The organism is Microbulbifer sp. MCCC 1A16149, from assembly GCF_050368945.1.
Taxonomy (GTDB): domain Bacteria; phylum Pseudomonadota; class Gammaproteobacteria; order Pseudomonadales; family Cellvibrionaceae; genus Microbulbifer.
The window spans coordinates 440,760-459,667 of the sequence record NZ_CP185959.1 but is presented as its reverse complement, the minus strand read 5'-3'; the positions used below and the strand labels follow the sequence as shown (position 1 = coordinate 459,667).

The 18,908-nt window shown below is 55.4% G+C and carries 9 protein-coding genes; 3 read left to right on the top strand and 6 right to left on the bottom strand.

Translation table 11 applies throughout. The annotated features are described in order from the left end of the window. Positions 1 to 78: 78 nt before the first annotated feature. Both ACONT6_RS01920 and ACONT6_RS01915 read right to left on the bottom strand, forming a co-directional pair. Positions 79 to 2,910 (bottom strand): TonB-dependent receptor, encoded by a 2,832-nt coding sequence (locus tag ACONT6_RS01920; RefSeq protein ID WP_428820201.1) that lies wholly within the window; start codon positions 2,908 to 2,910, stop codon positions 79 to 81. Between the two features lie 191 nt (positions 2,911 to 3,101). After that, entirely contained in the window at positions 3,102 to 3,230 is a 129-nt protein-coding gene (locus tag ACONT6_RS01915; RefSeq protein WP_428820200.1) for a hypothetical protein, read from the bottom strand. A gap of 627 nt (positions 3,231 to 3,857) precedes the next feature. Between ACONT6_RS01915 and ACONT6_RS01910 the strand changes: the two genes are divergently transcribed. Beyond that, positions 3,858 to 7,283, top strand: coding sequence for a LamG-like jellyroll fold domain-containing protein (locus tag ACONT6_RS01910; protein ID WP_428820199.1), 3,426 nt, complete (start codon positions 3,858 to 3,860; stop codon positions 7,281 to 7,283). A gap of 320 nt (positions 7,284 to 7,603) precedes the next feature. Next, positions 7,604 to 9,451: an ATP-binding protein gene (locus tag ACONT6_RS01905; protein ID WP_428820198.1), complete on the top strand. Its 1,848-nt coding sequence runs from the start codon at positions 7,604 to 7,606 to the stop codon at positions 9,449 to 9,451. An 86-nt stretch (positions 9,452 to 9,537) separates the two neighbouring features. Here the strand turns inward: ACONT6_RS01905 and katG are convergent, their stop codons facing one another. From katG to ACONT6_RS01885, 4 genes are all read right to left on the bottom strand, one after another. Beyond that, positions 9,538 to 11,754: a catalase/peroxidase HPI gene (gene katG / locus ACONT6_RS01900; protein WP_428820197.1), complete on the bottom strand. Its 2,217-nt coding sequence runs from the start codon at positions 11,752 to 11,754 to the stop codon at positions 9,538 to 9,540. Positions 11,755 to 11,931: 177 nt separating this feature from the next. Then, positions 11,932 to 13,089 carry a sialidase family protein gene (locus ACONT6_RS01895; RefSeq protein ID WP_428820196.1) on the bottom strand — a complete coding sequence of 386 codons (1,158 nt, stop codon included), beginning with the start codon at positions 13,087 to 13,089 and terminating at the stop codon, positions 11,932 to 11,934. A 91-nt stretch (positions 13,090 to 13,180) separates the two neighbouring features. Then, the gene (locus tag ACONT6_RS01890; protein ID WP_428820195.1) at positions 13,181 to 13,711 is read right to left on the bottom strand and encodes a DsrE family protein; all 531 of its coding nucleotides are present in this window, start codon (positions 13,709 to 13,711) and stop codon (positions 13,181 to 13,183) included. Between the two features lie 32 nt (positions 13,712 to 13,743). Next, complete coding sequence (locus tag ACONT6_RS01885; protein WP_428820194.1) at positions 13,744 to 15,456, bottom strand: diguanylate cyclase; 1,713 nt, start codon at positions 15,454 to 15,456, stop codon at positions 13,744 to 13,746. Positions 15,457 to 15,668: 212 nt separating this feature from the next. Here ACONT6_RS01885 and ACONT6_RS01880 point away from each other — a divergent pair, with 212 nt between their 5' ends. Continuing rightward, complete coding sequence (locus tag ACONT6_RS01880; protein ID WP_428820193.1) at positions 15,669 to 18,875, top strand: autotransporter domain-containing protein; 3,207 nt, start codon at positions 15,669 to 15,671, stop codon at positions 18,873 to 18,875. Positions 18,876 to 18,908 lie beyond the last annotated feature (33 nt).

Sequence of the window (18,908 nt, the reverse complement as noted above, 5' to 3'; positions counted from 1 at the left end):
CGACCTCTTCCTCTCACGGATAAAAAAGGCAGCCCGAAGGCTGCCTGTAAGGAAGGTCGCGGTACTAAACCACGGAGATTAGAAAGAGTAGCGAGCACCCAGTGCGAAGGTGCGGCTGAAGATCGCATTGCCCAAGTTGTATACACTCGGGTTTTCGTAGTAGCTGCGATACTCTTCGTTGGTCAGATTAGTCGCATCGAAGGTAACCATAAGATTTTCGCTAACATCGTAGCTCGCCTGAAAATCCATACTGGTTTCTGCCTGACGATATACACCCAGCGGGTTAGCGAAGAGACGCGCTTCATAGTTCGCCAGGAAGTCATCACGCCATACATAGGAAAGACGCATATCCAGGTCGTTCTTATCGTATGCCAGCACAACGCTGTAAGAAGAGTCGGAAACACCGAAGATTGGGGTATCTGCCATAGTCAGCAGTGCACCAGTTTCATCATCATATACCGGCACTTCCTGTTCGGAATCCAACATGGTGTAACTTGCCTGAACACCAAAGCCATCCAGTAGGCCAGGCAGATTTTCAGGGAAGTAAGTTGCACCAAGTTCAAGACCCTGCAGAACACCATTCGAAGTATTGCCCGGACGGGTCAGGATATAGCGAGAAGGCTCACTCTCGGTCTCAGCCTGATAAGTGGTATAGCTCTTGGCATCGTAAAAGAAGCCTTCAATATCACGACGGAATAAAGTTCCGTAAATGGCACTGGCATCGCCAAAGTAGTACTCCAGCGAGAGATCGTAGTTTTGAGACTCCACCGGCTCTAGATCCGGGTTGCCGGCGAACGCCTGACCATCGGTATCGGTGACGCTTGGGGCATAGGTAATCCAGGGGTTCAACTGAGTAAAACCTGGACGCTGCAAAGTACTGGTGTAAGCAAATCGCGCAACAAGATCATCAGTAATGCCATAGCGCACGGTTAGGGTCGGCAGCAACTTGCCATTACTACCCGAGCCAGTTTCGCTCGTCGGGTTGCCATTGGCATCCAGAATCGCGAGGTCAAAAAATTCCATATCGCGCTTGGTATTTACATAGCGCAGACCTATCTGGCCATCAACGATATGACCCGCCAGCTCCAGCTCATAGTTCGCTTGCGCATAAACGGAGGTAGTGTTTTCATCCAGCTCGAAAGTTGTTTCTAGCTGTTCGGTAGGCAAGCCGTAAAGTTCGCGGAATTCAGCAATGTTATCGTTGATGTAGTGCCCGTTCGGAGCGGCCCAAGACATCGGGATATCAGCACGACCATCGTAGAAATCTTTGTTGATACTTACCAGGTTTTCATTGAGCTCCGCAGCATTGCGCCCCAGGAACCCTTCTTGACCACGGGTTGCTTCAGACGCGAAACGCGCTTCGTGACGCAGACCAAAGCTGATCTGGTTGATCGCCCCCAAATCTACGTCCAGCTCACCATCCAGCTTGAATGTAACTGCATCGCCCTCGCGGCTGCCGCCATTGTCGTATAGCTGAGCGACATTCCACTGGGCAGCATCCGTCAGGTCACTTTCATCGACATCCGGAGTCTCCGGGTTATCGTAGAACTCCAGGCGAGGCTCACCGTTACCGGTATTAAAGTCCACCCCCAATCCGTAGGCAACACGATCAAAACGCATGGCCACGAAGCTTTCTTCGTAGGTGCTGTCCTGATAGATCACCTCAGAAGAAAGGCGGAAGTTGTCGCTAATATCCCAGTTACCACCCAGAGCGTAAACAAAGCTGTCGGTTTCACCACTCAGAATATCACCGCTGGTAAAACCATACGGGAAAGCTACATCGCGGCTCTTAACTACATTGGTTCCGGGGTAAAGCTCTATTTCACCGCCCATCGGCAGGTGTGAGTTATCACCCCACCAGTCTACAAAAGTGAAATTCAGGGAGTTAAAGGATTCGTTGCGATAGCCATTATAGAAAGCTTCGAACAGGTATTCAGATGAGTCGTTCGGCGCCCACTGCAGAGAGATATTCGCCGCGGGACGTTCACGCTTACCGGTAAAATCCGAAGCAAATACCGCATCACGGCCCAGAATGTACTCGACGTCTTCACCATTCATAGTAAGCGTGGATCCGGCTCCATACGGCATACCGGCTTCCAGACCAGGCTCCCAGACCGGGCTTTCTGTTACACGTCCGTCGGTGGTCTGGATTCGTTCATAAGGAACCCAGCCTTCCGGCGCGTCACCAGTAACAAAAGGCACCGCGGCGCCAGGAGTAATGCTTTGGTCCCGATAGTTCGTCTCTGCATAAGACACGTTTACCAGCGCGCCAAATTTACCGAAATCGCCTTCCCAAGAATTGGCAAACAAGCCACTAAAGTTCGGGTCAGTAGATTCCGCCTGTTCTTGATGAATGCCTCGGCCCGCCAGCACAACTTTGCTGCCATCGAAATCAAACGGACGGTTGGTACGGATATCGATTTGTCCGGCGATACCACTGGAAATCTGGGAAGCATTGCGCGTTTTGTAGACTTCCACTCCTGCGAGCAGACTAGCGGGAACGTCGGCAAGCGCTACAGAACGGCCGGAAGCAGTAAAAATCTGGCGACCGTTAACCGTAGTGGTCACATCGCTCAATCCGCGAATAGCCACGGTGGAAACTTCACCCGCACCACGGTCAGTGACCTGAACACCGGTAACGCGCTGCAGAGCTTCAACCACGTTGTTATCAGGGAATTTACCGATATCTTCGGCAACGATGGAATCTACGATCTGGAAGCTATCACGCTTGATATCAATCGCTTTCGTCAAACTAGCCCGAACGCCAGTTACAACTACCTCTTCAAGTGCCGCAGACTCATCAATTTCCGCATCGTATTTGCTGGATTCTTGAGCCAGTGCTGCCGCGCTCATGCCGCCAAATGCAGTCACCATGGCGATAGACGAACTCAGTAGGTGTCGCTTGAACATTTTATCTCTCCCATCTGGAGTGTTTTTTATTGTGTTGCCGAAATCAGGAGGGGTCGTTCCCCACTCCCGGCTTCTCCACGCAAAACCTCTACGCGGGTTTGTGCCTGCAATCTGCCTGGGCAACGCCTCTGGCCACGGGGTGGCCTGGTGCGCGCCGCCGACAGACGGCAGCCGTCACGGGGTCGGCTGTGTTACGGGAACACAAACCCCAGTTCGCTTTCGGGCATATGAGAGAGCCAGATGGTCTGGCTGGGTAGGCAAAAGATACGACTGAAGGTGCTGACCGCAGAAGGGTAGCTGGGAAGTCGTCTCTCGCTCATCGCTGGTCCTCGACTCTCTTATTATTCGGTGCTCGTCTCGGCTATGCCGGCTCGCACTCTCTTTTATCCGGTGTCTGTAAGCCCCATTTCTGGGCACGTGTCTTGTTGAAATATCAGACAGCGCCAGAGGAACTTCAGTATTTACACCTTATTTGTATTACTTTTGAGCATGCTAGCCCCTTATTTGGTACTCGTCAACGGGGTTTAAGCCCTTTTTATTATACAAAATGACGATTAGCCGTGGAAAAGAGCGTGTTGCTGGTCACACGAAACGCTGATTCCCTCTCCAGCAGCCAATTTGCAGCCAAAACGGAGCAAGTACTCACATACCAATTTGGCGTCAAATTCTCCACAGGCTGTGCAATAAATCAACAAATAAAGGCCGATGGCCAATAGTGGTGCGCCAAAAGGGTGCCAACCTCTGGCAAACGCACAAACAGATTACATATATTATTGTAATACGATAATCCTGTTGGCAAGATTACGGCAGCCCGGAGCTGAAATTGGGGCGGACTACTTGGTCCCCATAGCAGCATCCTCTTTTGGCACTGCGGTATTTGGGTGCCGGTGGGACGGGTAATAGCGGAGAGAAAACTCCAGATAATAAATACAAAGAGGGATTCACCCATGAAGACCATTCAACGGGTCAGCTACCTGGCCTTAGTGCTGTCCACCATTGTTTCGACCACCGGTTGCCTGGACTCCGGCTCAGACGATGACAACGATAATGGTGGACCGATCGTCACCCCTGAACCACAACCAGAGCCAGAACCAGAGCGCGACAAGGTTCCCGACGCAACTGATCCCAACGCCGACGCCAGTGCAATTGCGTACAACGATATGGCGGTGCACGATCCATCTGTGATCCGCGATGACGACGGGACTTTCTATGTATTTGGCTCCCATCTGGACGCGGCGAAGTCGACCGACCTCATGACCTGGGAACGGGTAGCCGGAGGGGGCGTGAACGATGCCAACCCGCTATTCAACACCTATGCGAGCGAAATTTCGGAAGGCCTGGAATGGGTCGGAGGCCATCAGGGCAGCTGGGCCTCTGACGTCATCAAGCTGAACGATGGCAAGTACTACTTCTATTACAACCACTGTGCCAATCCGGAAAGCGCAGAAGGCCACTGCAATGCGCCCCGCTCTTATCTTGGGGTCGCTGTAGCTGACACCATTGAAGGCCCCTACACCGACCTGGGGATTTTTATGCGCTCCGGCATGACGCCGGAAGAGCTGGCCGCGGGGTACGGCCCCGATGGTTTTACCGGTACCGAGTACAACCCCTGGATCCATCCCAACGCGATCGATCCCGACGTCTTCTACGATAAGGAAGGCAAGCTGTGGATGACCTACGGCTCCTACTCCGGCGGCATCTTTATCCTGGAAATGGATGAGACCACCGGCAAGCCGAAACCCGGCCAGGGCTTCGGCAAGCACCTCACCGGCGGTGACCACAGTGCCATTGAAGGCACCTACATGCTGTACAGCCCAGAGAGTGACTACTACTACCTGTTTATGTCATTCGGCGGTTTTGTCTCCACCGATGGCTACAACATCCGCATCGCCCGCTCCAAAGCACCTGACGGCCCCTTCCTGGATGCGGAAGGCAACGATATGGTCAATGCCCGCGGTAACTGGGACAGCATCGCGCCCTATGGCGTGAAAATGATGGGCGGTTTCGAGTTCGCCTCTGATGTCGGCGATAGCGTAGACAGCCGCGGCTACCTGGCACCGGGCCACAATTCGGCTTATTACGACGAGGAAACTGGCAAGCACCTGCTGATCACCCACACTCGCTTCCCCAATCGCGGAGAACAGCACTCCGTTCGAGTTCACGAGTTGTACGTAAATGCCGATGGCTGGCTGGTGGCTTCGCCCCAGCGCTACGCCCCTATCGAGGGTGACAATATTGTCGACAGCAACGACCTGAACGGCACCTACAAGTTCATCAACCACGGCAAAGACATCAACCGTACCGCCAAGCCGACTCTGTATGTCACCCTGAACGACGACGGCACCGTGAGTGGTGAGGTTACCGGGGAATATGTCCACGATGTGGAAAACCCGGCCCAGATCAGCTTCACCCTGAATATCGGCGATGAAAGCGTGACCTACCAGGGCGTTACCCAGTGGCAATGGAACGAAGCTTCCGACAAGCTGGTACCGGTGTTCACTGCAGTTTCCGGCAGCGGCGAATCCATCTGGGGTACCAAGATGGACAACCTGAGTGACACCGACGCACTTACAAATATCAGCAATGCGCTCACACTGCCGAGTAACTCCACTGATAACAGCCTGGAGCTCCCCACCCGTGGAACCCGCGCGGCTACCATCTCCTGGAGCAGCAGCAATGAGAAGCTCATCAAGGCCTCGGGAGAGATTAGCCGTCCGAACGTGGGCGAAGGTGATCAGACGGTCACAATCACTGCCGACATCGAGTTGAACGGTGTCACCAGCAGCAAAGCCTTTGATATCACCATTCCCGAGCGCCAGCCATACAACCGCACCGCTTGGTTCCCGTTCGAAAGTGATCTCACGGAATCAACTGGGCGCTTCGATCCAGCCACTGCCACCGGCGACCGCATTTTCAACACCGGTAGCGTGGCCTTTGGTACAGGTCAGGAAGGTCAGGCGTTGCAACTCGACGGCACCAACGGTGTCCTGCTGCCAAACGGACTGATCAATAACTATGAGTACACAGTTTCCTTCTGGGCCAACCCCACGGTTGTGACTGGATTCTCTACCGCCTTCTTTGGTGCCATTGAAACCCAAGACGAAAACGGCAACCCCAACTCCAGCAACTGGATCAGCTTCCTGCCCCAGAGCTGGGATGGCAACACCATGTTGTGGAGTGGCAGCGAAGCCTGGTTCGACGGTTCCGCCGGTGAACGTATTCCGGAAGCAGCCTGGACTCACATGGCATTCTCCGTCAAAAAAGGTCTGGTTAGCGTGTACCTGAACGGCGAACAGAAGTTCTCTGCGGGGAATCTCAGTGACTTCTTCTCCGACAGTACCGGCAAGTTCGCCCTGGGCGTCAACTACTGGGATGTCCCGTTCAACGGCATGATTGACGAGCTGAAAGTCTACGAAGCCGCGCTGACCGCTGAAGAAGTACAGTTCCTGGATATAGACAAGAAAACCGACGCCGAGCTGTTGGCCTCTGCCGCAGCACTACTCGACCTCGGGGACCTGTCTGCGGTCGCGGAGAACCTGCAGTTACCCCGCACCGGTCCCTACGCCGCTGCAATCAGCTGGAGCTCTTCGAATTCCGCCGTCATCGAGGTGGCTGGAGACACCGCAGTGGTCACCCGCCCGGAGGGTGCAGATGCTGAGGTAACCCTGACCGCGACCCTGAGCCTGAACGGTGCGCAGGAGGTGAAAACCTTCAGCGCCACGGTGAAATCCACCGGACTGCCGGAGCCAATCGCCCACTTCGGCTTCGAGCAAACACTGGATGACTCCACTGGTAATTTTGCTGCCGGCGCGGTGGTCGGTGCATTGATCAATGAAGCGGGCGGAGCCATCACTTACGCGGATGGCGTTATCGGCCAGGCTGCCGTATTTGACGGTGCTTCCGGTGTGGTTCTACCGGACAGTCTGATCGAAGACCACAATTACAGCTTCAGCCTGTGGTTGAGCCCTTCCGCACTGAGTGCCTACACCACCAGCTTCTTCGGCTGGGCCACGGATAGCAGCTGGATCAGCCTGCTTCCCAACGGTTTCGGTGACGACACCATGCTGTGGTCAGGCACTGCCTGGTACGACGCCAACACCGGCATCCAGATTCCGCAGGATACCTGGAGTCAACTGGCCGTAACGGTCAACGGTGGTGAAGTAAGCGTATTCATCAACGGTGAGCAAGCCTTCACCGGCAGCAACTTCCCGGATGTATTCGGTCCGGCAGCGGAGCGTCATTTTGCCCTCGGCGTGAACTACTGGGATACCCCCTACGCCGGCATGATGGACGAGCTGAAAGTTTACGCAGATGCCGTTCCCGCCGCGGACATGCAGAAGCTGTATGAAGCGGAGTTGCTCGCTGAAGAGTGATGTACTCACTCTGAAAGCAGCAATTAGATAAATAAAAAGGGCAGCCAATGGCTGCCCTTTTTATTTGGTCTGGTATTCAGGAAAGTTCGAAGCCAGACTTGGCGCCAAAATCACCTATATGATTTACACCCGGTCAATGATTAGGAAACCCGACTACTCAGCCTAGTAGCTCCAGAAAATATGCCGTTTGATTGCGACCTTGCGAGTAGATCGACCTTGAGCCCCAAGCCAGCGAAAATGCACTGCATACGCCCAAATATTGCCCCAATCTACAGCTTTGAGTAGGGTGATACTCTTCCGATAGTCATAAAGACCACGCCATGAACCACCCAACCGGCACGCAGTTCCCGCTCAAGCGCTACTTGATCCCGAGCAGCCTGGTTGTGCTTACATTGATGGGTATCACTGAATGGCTGCTGGCAACGCAGTTGCCCCAGGACGCGGAGGTATTCGCGTCACTGGCCAGGATGCTACTCGTGACCGTTCTACTGGGAGCGGCCTGTTACCTCCTTTACCGCAGGCACCAGCGACTCACCAACCGGTTGGCCTCTCTGCTGGTGCACCGGGAAAAGCTCAACGAGCAGTACCAGCAGGAGCTTCGCGAACGGGCAGCAACCGAGCAGGCCCTGTCCGACCAGCTGCAATTCCTGCAGATTCTGGTGGACGCCATTCCCGCACCGATTTTCTACAAGAATGCCGAAGGCATATACACCGGCTGCAATCGCGCCTTCGAGGCCTTTCTGGGTAAATCGCGGGTAGAAATCGTCGGCCGCTCGGTGTACGGGGTATCCCCCGGCCCCCAGGCGCGGGTTTATCACGAAAAAGATATCGAGCTGATGCGCCAGCGGGGCCAACAGGTATACGAATCACAGGTGGTTTATGCGGATGGCTCTCTGCACGATGTCATTTTCAACAAGGCCGCCTACGAACTGGAGGATGGGCGCCTCGGCGGGCTGATAGGCGTAATTCTGGATATCACCGAACGCAAGACACTGGAGCGGGAACTGATTCAGGAGAGGGACAAAGCGGAGTTTTTCAGTCGCTCCAAAACCCAGTTCCTGACGAGTATGAGTCATGAGATCCGTACACCGCTCAATGCGATCGTCGGCTTCAGCCAGGTGCTGTTAAATCGCGGCCAGGATTATGCGCTGCCGGAGGACTTCCAGCAGTTCCTGGAGAAAATCGCCATCAGTGGCCGCTGCCTGGCGGAACTCGTAAACGACGTGCTGGATATTTCCCGTATCGAGGCCGGTAAGATAGAAGCGGCGGATGAAGATTTCAATTTGCAGAGCCTGATCAAATGCATCCTGGTTTCCTGTGAACCCCAGGCCATTCGCAAGGGGCTGCGTTTTCACAGCGATATCGATCCTGCCCTTCCCCGGTATATTCGCATGGACCGGGGCAAGCTTTCACAAATCCTGATCAACCTGCTCAGCAATGCGATCAAGTTCTCTCCTGAAAATTCTGTCATCGACCTGAACCTGAAACAGCAGCAGGACGACAAGCTATTGTTCGAAGTAGTAGACCGCGGCATAGGTATTTCACCCGAACAGCAATCGCTCATTTTTGAACCCTTCGAACAGGTGGATAAATCTGCAGAAGGACAATCCCGGGGAACCGGGCTGGGCCTACCAATTACCCGCAGCCTGGTGGAGCTGCTCGGAGGCGGAATAACACTGGAAAGTAAAGAAAGTGCCGGCGCTCGCTTCCAGATTGTGCTGCCGCTAAGAGAAGGCCATTCAGACGAAAAGCTTTCCGCGGAGGATTGTGAGTCTATTGATCTATTGCGAGGGAAAAGAGTACTGATTTTCGAGGACAACCCGGTCAACCAGACTCTGATGCAAGCATTCTGTGATGACCTGGCGATTACCGCCACCTTCGTCGCTGACGGCCTCAGGGGCGTTGATATCGCGCTGGCGTCGCGTCCGGATATGATCTTTATGGACATACAATTACCCGGGCTTAATGGTATCGAAGCCACCGAGAAGATTCGGCAATCCCGGGAGATTTTCGACACCCCTATTATCGGCCTGTCGGCGGCGGCTTTCAGCGAGCAGAGAAACGCCGCACTGCGTGCGGGAATGAACGACTACCTTACAAAACCGGTTGCTTTCCCTCAGCTGGTCTCCACCATGAAGAAGCACCTCCGGCAGCAGGCTTCAGCATAAGTTAAAAATAAAAAAGGGCAGCCATTTGGCTGCCCTTTTCATTACCACGATCCTGCTGTGGTTTTATCCATCCTGTGAAAGTTGGATTACTTCAGGTCAAAGCGGTCCAGGGTCATCACCTTGGTCCAGGCATCGACAAAGTCATTCACGAACTTCTCGTCGTTGTCGTTGGTGGCGTACAGCTCAGACAGCGCGCGCAGCTCGGAGTTGGAACCGAAGATCAGGTCTACCGGAGTAGCGGTCCACTTCACTTCGCCCGTTTTGCGATCCTTGCCTTCGTACAGACCATCTTCCTTAAAGGATTTGGACCACTTGGTGTCCATATCCAGCAGGTTGACGAAGAAGTCGTTGCTCAGGGTACCCGGCTTGTCGGTGAATACACCGTGCTTGGAGTCGTCGTAGTTCGCACCCAGGGTACGCATACCACCGACCAGCACAGTCATTTCCGGCACGCTCAGGTCCAGCAGGTTGGCACTGTCGATCAACATATCCACCGGCATCAGGTGCGCGTCGCTGCTGTAGTAGTTGCGGAAACCGTCAGCCTTGCGCTCCAGGAAGGAGAAAGACTGGACGTCAGTCATTTCCTGGGTGGCATCGTTACGACCCGGCTTGAACGGAACGGTAACCTCGTAGCCGGCTTGTTTGGCCGCCTGCTCGATTGCCGCTGCACCGCCGAGAACGATCAGGTCCGCCATGGAGACTTTCTTGTCACCCCACGCCTTGTCATTAAATTCCTTCTGGATGCTCTCCAGCTGGCTAACAACCTTGTCCAGTTCCTGCGGGTTGTTCACTGCCCAGTCTTTCTGCGGTGCGAGACGCACGCGAGCACCGTTGGCACCACCGCGCATATCGGTAATGCGGAAGGAAGACGCGGATGCCCACGCAGTACGTACCAGTTCAGGCACGGTCAAGCCGCTTTCGAGTATTTCAGCCTTCAGTTTCTTGACGTCGCGCTCGCTGATCAGCTTGTAGTCCACTTCGGGGATCGGATCCTGCCAGCTCAGCACTTCTGCCGGAACTTCATCACCCAGGTAGCGCGCGCGCGGCCCCAGGTCGCGGTGAGTCAGTTTGAACCAGGCCTTGGAGAAGGCTTTCTGGAACTCTTCCGGGTTCTTGTGGAAGCGCTCGGCGATTGCCTTGTACTTCGGATCGAAGCGCATGGACAGGTCGGTGGTGAACATCATCGGCGCGTGACGCTTGCCTTCAACGTGCGCATCCGGAACAAACTTCGCCTGCTCGGCATTTTCCGGTTCCCACTGGGTGTGGCCGGCCGGGCTCTTGGTTTTCACCCACTCGAAACCGAACAGGTTGTCCAGGAACTGGGAGCTCCAGGCAATCGGGTTCGCAGACCAGGCGCCTTCCAGGCCGGAAGTGATGGTGTCTTCAGAGTGGCCCTTGCCACACTTGTTTTCCCAGCCGAAGCCCTGCTGCTCGATCGGGGCACCACCCGGTGCTGCGCCGACACATTCGCTCGGCTTGTGGGCACCGTGGGCTTTACCGAAGGTGTGACCACCGGCGATCAGTGCAACGGTTTCTTCATCGCTCATGGCCATGCGGCCGAAGGTGTCACGGATACGATGGCCGGCAGCAACCGGATCCGGATTACCGTTGGGGCCTTCCGGGTTTACGTAAATCAGGCCCATGTGGTCCGCGGCCAACGGTTTTTCCAGCTTTTTGCCATCGAAGCGCTTGTCGTTGCCGACCCACTCGCGCTCGGAGCCCCAGTAAACCACGTCCGCTTCCCAATCATCTTCACGGCCGCCGGCAAAGCCGAAGGTTTCAAAGCCCATGGATTCCAGGGAGACGTTACCGGCCAGTACCATAAGGTCTGCCCAGGAAATGCTGTTGCCGTACTTCTGTTTTACCGGCCATACCAGGCGGCGGGCCTTGTCCAGGCTGACGTTGTCCGGCCAGCTGTTCAGCGGTTCGAAACGCTGCTGACCGCCGCCGGCGCCACCACGACCGTCGTAGACACGGTAGGTACCGGCACTGTGCCAGGCCATACGGATAAAGAAGGGACCGTAGTGACCGTAGTCAGCCGGCCACCAGTCCTGGGAAGTGGTGAGGACTTCCCTGAGGTCTTTCTTGACCGCTTCCAGGTCCAGTTTGCTGAAGGCTTCGGCGTAGTCGAAGTCTTCACCCATCGGGTTGGATTTTTCCGCGTTCATACGCAGTGGTTGCAGGTCGATACGGTTCGGCCACCAGTCCTGATTGGACATGGGTTCATCGGCCTGAGCGGCATTGACGTTGACGGAGATGGCAGTTGCCATGGCCACCGCCAGGGAGAGAGATTTCTTGAGCATTGGATTGCGTTCCTTATAGTCTCATCAATCGGACGAGACAATCCTATAGGGTCACGCAATCACCTTGAAATTAGACGTTATTATCGACCTTATTAATATCCGCAATCTGATAGAAACCATTTATAGCCGGACAATATCAGCCTGATAGCGAGCTGCAATTCATCGAGCGAAATACCATCAATCTGCACTCAGACTAGCCAGCGGAATACGGGTGATGACAATATCTTCTTTATTTTCCCCATAAGCCACATACAGGTGGTCTTTCCACACATAGGACTTGGGGTAACTGAAACCCTTCCTTTTATACAGGCCCGTGTAACGCGGGCCTTCGAGTTTGTCACCTCCCGCACGCAGCAAATAGGCGCGGTCAAAGAGGGCTCCGTCATCGCTCAGGGTGATGGTGAGCGGCTCGCGCGTTTTTGAACCACTGGGGTTGTTGACAATATAGGCGGTGCCGCCGGGTAAATTACCCGCACTCTGCTTGGCCCGGGAATCCGGCATATTGGTTTTCTGTACTTGGGACCAGGTCTCACCACAGTCTTTACTTTCCGCAGCCAGTACCCGGAAGCTGCTCTGTTGATCCCGGAAAACCATTACCAGAGAACCGTCCTTGCGGCGATAATTACTCGGCTCCAGTTCCCGGCTGACATGCTTTTTGACCGATGAATTTTCAAACTGGCCCAGCGTCCAGCCGCGCAATCCCGACAGGTCTTCGGTAAAGATCGGAGTGACCAACAAACCGGGCTGGCGGTGCAGAGCGGTTACCAGCCTGCCGCAATAAGCATGAAAATCCTGTTCGATCACACCGTCGAGCAGCTCACCGGAAGCAAATTGCGGCCGCACCGGCCCACTCCAGTCTCCGTCTTTGTGGCTGGTAAACACTTCCGGATAACCGCCCCGGGGCGATAGCTGATGCGGCCATACATTGATGAAGGCATACAGGTCGTCGCCCGCTGCCCACCAGCCACCGCTGGTTACTACGGCCTCCTCCCGTGCCGGCGCCAGCACCTCGGGGGCGCTCCACTGCAGGCCATCGCGGCTGGTGGCGTAGAGCACGCGGGTATCCGCGGCGTCTTCATCCCGCGACGAACTCTGCCACTGCGCGTAAAGAGTTCCGTTGTGCGCAAATAGCACGGCGCCGTGGTTGTACTGGCTCTTGCCCTGTTCGGCCTGATAGACGGTCGCTGTCTCTACGCCTTCGGGCACCTCAAGCCCCAGATTTTGTGGCTGGGAAAGGTCGAATAACTCGGGAGCCACTTCGAAGGGCTGTGCAGCGACAGTGAATGATAAGCAGATACAGGGAATGGCCCACAGGGCGCTCAAAAACTTCTTCATAAAACCGGAAACCAGAATGATCAGCTATGGCAAGGCATAACAAGCAGTGTCAAAGGATAAGAATCGCTGAGAAAAATCGTCTCACTCAACTTTAGAACGGGTTCAGCGTGTACCCCTGTTGCTGCAACAGTGCGTGGGCGGTCATGGCCGAAAGCGACATTTCAACACCCGGCAGCAGCTGGGCGTTTTGGATACCGTGATAGGCGGCTGATTGGCCACATAAAATTACGCGCACGCCCTGTTTTTGCAGCTCTGAGAGCAGTGGCGCATTGGTATTGTCACTGCCAAACTTTTGCCTGTAGACCTTGTTGTCGAGCAAATCAAAACCGCCTTTGCCATGTACCACCAGTGCAAGCTCGATTTGCTCCGGGGGTACACCTGCGCGGGCCTGCATATTCAGAAAACGGGCCAGGCTCTCGAAACGGCGATTCACTTTATCCTCTCCGCCCTGCTCGGCGACGTCAAAAGCGATTTTAAACCGTTCCTGTCCCGTCAGCGGTGTACTCTGCTCCACTTTGGCTACAGCGCCATAGTTTTTGATGACCGGTCCCTTGGAAAATTCCGCTGCCGAGGCAAGGGAAGAAAACAGAGATACAACAAATAGAGTGAGTGTGATTTTCATGCGTTAAATATCACCGTTTAATAAGCTATTGGTTAACCTGCCGATTCGACAGAGGGCGCGGATACAACCGGATCAGGACTGGAGGGCGCGAGCTCCAGTCGGTTACGACCGGCCTGCTTCGCGCGATACAGAGCGGCATCTGCGGCTTCAAACAATTGAATCGCCGATGCGTAGTTACCGTGCTGGAACGTTGCGACGCCGATACTCACGGTGAGCGGCATTTTGTCCAGTTTCAGTTCTGCCACCAGTTTGACCAGGCGCTCCGCAACAATGACGGCCTGTCCCGGCGTTGTGCGCGGCAACAGGATGGCGAATTCTTCTCCCCCGTAGCGACACGCCAACACCGGTTTTCGCACCTGCTTTCTCACAAGCTGGCCTACCGCACACAGCGCAGCATCCCCGCGGGCATGCCCCAATCGATCATTGATGGCCTTGAAATGATCCAGGTCGAGAACCAGCAGGGCGAGGGGCGTGTTATTGCGGGTAGCGAGGGTAAATTCCCGCGGTAGCTGTTCATCAAAGTAGCGGCGGTTAAACAGCCCGGTTAATTGATCCGTAATACCGTGGCGCTGAATCTCCCCGACTCTGGCACCCAACGCCAGGGAAAGCAGAACCATTTCCACCAGCGCCCCCACCTGGAACGCGTTATGGGTAAAACTGTTGTGGGGCACCAGACCAAAGGTCTTCAGCATGTAGATCACGACACTGATCAACAGCGCGCCCCACCCCACCAGAAAGTAGCGGGCGGGCACCGATCCCCGCAACAGGCTGATCACCCCCATCACCATAAACAGCATGGAAAGTACCAGGGTCAAAATCGCGAGGCTCAGGATCATCGGGCCATAGCTGACAAACGGCGAGATGGCGGTCAGCGGGAACAACAGATAGAGCAACCAGCGTGCAACCCTGTCAGTACGCGGCGCCAGTTGCGGGCCGGAGCAGACGGTGCGCACAAACTGGATACCGAAAATCAGCGTGAAGCCGAGAAGAATCAGCAGGCTCTGGTTGGCCAACCACGGATTGCCGGGCCACAGATACTGGAATGAAACCCCGTTGTGCACGCCAAAGTAGAGCCCATAGCTGATGGCGTATCCCATGTAGTAGGCGTAGGCCCGGTCGCGCACCGCCATAAACAGGAACAGGTTGTAAATTACCAGAACCAGGAAGCCACCGTAGTAGATTCCCAGCAATATCTGTTCTTTGCCCAATTGCGGTAGAAAGGCGGTTTCGCTACTGACGGTAAGACCGATATTCATCGAGCCTGCAGTCTGGTAGCGCAGATAGTAGGTTTGTGTTGTGTGGGCCGGCAGGGTGATGGGGAATACGAAATCGCGCAGGTTCAGGGGCCGGGAGTGGAAATTGCGTCGGTCGCCGGTTGCTGTCAGCGACCAGCTGCCATCGGCCGCCGGCTGCCAGAAATCCAGCTGATCAATCAACGGGTAATCCTGGCGGAGAATCAGTCCAACAGGGTCTGCGGTTGGGTTTTGCAGGGTGACCGCCACCCAGTAGGTTGCGCTGCTGAAACCAAAGTTGGTGCCCTGAATTTCACTGGCCCGCCATCGCCGCTGCGAGTCCGCTGCGGTTACGTCCTGCAGGCCAAGGCTACCCTGTTCATCCACCAGAATGCGCAGATAGGGCGCAAGGCTTTGCGGCCGCTGCTCCTCCGCCACGACAAACGGCCCGGCCAAGGCACTCACTGACAGGCAAATCAGCACCAGCCCGCAAATCCACCTTGCGATATGCATCGCCGTCGCTTCCCCATGTTTATTTTTCTGATAACTGTCGCGAAATCTTACCACAATGGTCGGGGAAGCCCGGCCAGTTCACCACACCGGCCTAAACTGGATCAGTCTGCACGGCCTGCACTATATGGTCGTTTTTCATACTACAGGATTGAGTGCCGGAGCCAGGATGGCTACTGGCAATAACACAGACAGCAGTAAGTTGAGAACAGGGAATGGATTTTACGCATCAGGATTACGGGAAAAGCACAAAGCTGGTCTCGTTGCCGCTACTGATTCTGCTTTTGACCACCATCAATTTTCCAGGCCGGGTACAAGCCGATTGCCAGCCCAAACCTCCCACCTCCGGGGCTACGGTAACCTGTTCTGGCAGCGACCCGGGGTTTGCTGCCAGTAACCTCAGCGACCTGACCATCGATATCCTTCCCGGCGCCAGCCTGAATGGACCGATCAATGCGGTCGATATAGATACTCTCACCATCAATAACGAAGGCATTCTCCAGAGTGTGAGTCTGCTCAATATCGGGCTGCTGAACTTCGACAACGCCGGAACTATTAACCAGGGATTGGAAATGGCCGGCGATGGTGATCACAACGTGATCAATCGCGCCACGGGCAATATCAATCAGTTTTTTACCTTCAGTGGCGACGGCGACAACTCCGTCGTGAATGAAGGCATCCTGAACCAGGGCATCAAGGCCAACGGCAACGGTTCCATGCGAATCCTCAACGAGGCAACGGCGACCATCAACTCGGGCATTCAGGTTACCGGTAGCGCAGATACCCTGGTCGATAACTACGGCACGATTCAGGGAGATCCGTTCTCACTGGATGCGGGTGATGATGTCGTCATCAACCGCGCTGGGGCGAGAATTAATTCACAGGTAAATCAGGGTGCCGGCACCGATACCTTTCTGATGGAGGGCGGCTTCGTCAATTCCATGCAGCAGGGTGAAGGCAACGATCAGGCGACGGTGCTCGACGGCGAGTTGCCCACCTATATGGCCGGTGCAGGTGACGACCAGCTCACCTGGAGCGGCGGTGAGATCCGCAATCTGGATATGCAGGATGGCGATGATTATGCCCGGCTTATCGGATTGGATGACAACAACCTCAGGGGTTACCCGATTAATGGGGGACTGGGTTCTGACCAGCTGGATTGGGAAAATACCATCGGCGGTCGCCCCGACCGATTGACCAACTGGGAACAGATCCGCCTGCTGAACGGTTCGGAACTGACCATGAATGGCAACCTGATCCTGGGTGATAGCGGCACTGGGGCAGGTAGCCTTTTTATCGACCGCAGTGCCACACTGTTTGCCAATCAGGGATCACGCAGTATCCAGCCAGCGATTACGGGAAACTCCGCCAGTCTGCGCAACGCCGGCCTGATTGATATGACTGGCAATGGTAATCCCAACGATGTCCTGTCACTTACCGGTAATTACATCGGTCAAAATGGACGTATGGCGCTGGATACGTTTTTGGGTCGGGATGGATCGCCGTCGGATTACCTAAGTACCGACGGGAATGAGCTTGGAACCACCACACTGCTTATCAGCAATACCAACGGTCCCGGTGCATTGACCAGCAGGGACGGTATTCTCGTCAATCAGGTCGTCAATGGCATCAGCACCCCCAGAGCCTTTACCCTGGGTAGCAGGGTAGCTGCGGGTCCCTATGAGTACTTCCTGTTTCGCGGTGGGGTCTCCGCGGGCACCGAGAATAACTGGTACCTGCGCTCGCACTTGGCACCGGTAATAAGTCCTCCCAACACTGGCAGCTCAAGCAGCTCTTCCAGCTCCGGGGGCAGCACCTCGAGTAGCTCATCCAGCTCGGGTGGAATGACTTCCAGCAGCTCTTCCAGTTCTGGGGGGTCCACCTCAAGTAGTTCATCCAGCTCCGGAGGAACCGCCTCGAGCAGTTCATCCAGCTCCGGCGGAACCACTTCGAGCAGCTCCTCCAGTTCCGGCGGAACTACTTCCAGCAGTTCATCCAGCTCCGGCGGAACTACTTCCAGCAGTTCATCCAGCTCCGGCGGAACCACTTCGAGCAGCTCATCCAGCTCCGGCGGAACCACTTCCAGCAGTTCATCCAGCTCCGGCGGAACTACTTCCAGCAGCTCCTCCAGTTCCGGCGGGACCACTTCCAGCAGTTCATCCAGCTCCGGCGGAACTACTTCCAGCAGTTCATCCAGTTCCGGGGGCACCACTTCGAGCAGCTCATCCAGCTCCGGCGGAACCACATCCAGTAGCTCATCCAGCTCAGGAGGGACTACTTCGAGCAGTTCCTCAAGTTCCGGCGGCAGTACGTCTAGCAGTTCCTCAAGCTCTGGCGGCAGCACCTCCAGTAGTTCATCCGGATCCGGAAGTAGCTCCTCATCGAGCAGCTCCGGCAGCAGTAGCTCTAGCAGCTCCAGTTCAGGCGGTAGCAGCTCCGGCGGCACCTTGACCGAAGCAAAACCGATCCCGCTGTACCGCCCCGAGGTCTCGGTAAATGTTGCCCTGCCGTCAGTGAGTCGTGCGCTTGGGCGTGAAACACTCGGCACCTTCCACGAACGGGAGGGCGAGCAGGCGTGGTCGAAACGCAATGACGGACTCAGTGCCCTGTGGGTGCGAGCATTCGGCAATCAACTCAAGCTGTCCCATGGAGGCTCAGTAGACCCTGAATTCGATGGCAACCTGTGGGGGCTGCAGGTCGGCGTACCCGTATACGGCCGGGGAAGCGCGCACGGACAACGGGATATATTCGGGGTGATGCTCGGTACCGGAGGCGCCAATGGTGATACGCGCGGCTTCGCGCTGGGCGAACGCAACCTATCCACCGGCAAGGTGGAACTGGATCAGTACAACCTGGGAGGCTACTGGACACACCACTGGGCTGGCGGTGCCTATTTTGATGGCGTACTGATGTATTCCAGTTTTGACGGCGAGAGTCGCTCTAGCCTCGGTATATCCACCGATATCGACGGTGACGAATATCTGGCATCCATGGAGGCCGGTTTACCGATTCCCCTAGACGGGACCTGGAACCTGGAACCCCAGGCCCAGTTAATCTGGCAGCACCAGAGAATGGATAACACCCGCGATCTGTTTTCATCAATCGAGTTTGACAACATTGATTCGCTGACCGCGCGCATTGGCGGTCGCTTTGTGGCAGATATCGTGCGCGGTTCCAGCGTTTGGCGGCCCTACTTCAAAGCGAATATCTGGTATGAAGACGCCGGCTCCGACAAGGTCTACTTCAACACCACCCCCATCCTGGTAGACCGGGGACAGGCAATGCTCGAAACGGGTATCGGGCTAACCGCAGATTTCAGCGGCACCACCAGCCTGTTCGGGATTATCGACTACACCCAGGATATCGACACCGGGGATCTCGAATCCTTTGAAGCGCGGATCGGCTTCCACAAGCGATGGTGAAATAATAAAAACGTTTAAAAATAAAAAGGGGCT

Bases quoted from the DNA above. Each gene is read 5' to 3' on its own strand.
- ACONT6_RS01910 (WP_428820199.1), top strand. From the start codon at position 3,858: ATGAAGACCATTCAACGGGTCAGCTACCTGGCCTTAGTGCTGTCCACC.
- katG (WP_428820197.1), bottom strand. From the start codon at position 11,754: ATGCTCAAGAAATCTCTCTCCCTGGCGGTGGCCATGGCAACTGCCATC.
- ACONT6_RS01890 (WP_428820195.1), bottom strand. From the start codon at position 13,711: ATGAAAATCACACTCACTCTATTTGTTGTATCTCTGTTTTCTTCCCTT.
- ACONT6_RS01885 (WP_428820194.1), bottom strand. From the start codon at position 15,456: ATGCATATCGCAAGGTGGATTTGCGGGCTGGTGCTGATTTGCCTGTCA.
- ACONT6_RS01915 (WP_428820200.1), bottom strand. From the start codon at position 3,230: ATGAGCGAGAGACGACTTCCCAGCTACCCTTCTGCGGTCAGCACCTTC.
- ACONT6_RS01880 (WP_428820193.1), top strand. From the start codon at position 15,669: ATGGATTTTACGCATCAGGATTACGGGAAAAGCACAAAGCTGGTCTCG.
- ACONT6_RS01920 (WP_428820201.1), bottom strand. From the start codon at position 2,910: ATGTTCAAGCGACACCTACTGAGTTCGTCTATCGCCATGGTGACTGCA.
- ACONT6_RS01895 (WP_428820196.1), bottom strand. From the start codon at position 13,089: ATGAAGAAGTTTTTGAGCGCCCTGTGGGCCATTCCCTGTATCTGCTTA.
- ACONT6_RS01905 (WP_428820198.1), top strand. From the start codon at position 7,604: ATGAACCACCCAACCGGCACGCAGTTCCCGCTCAAGCGCTACTTGATC.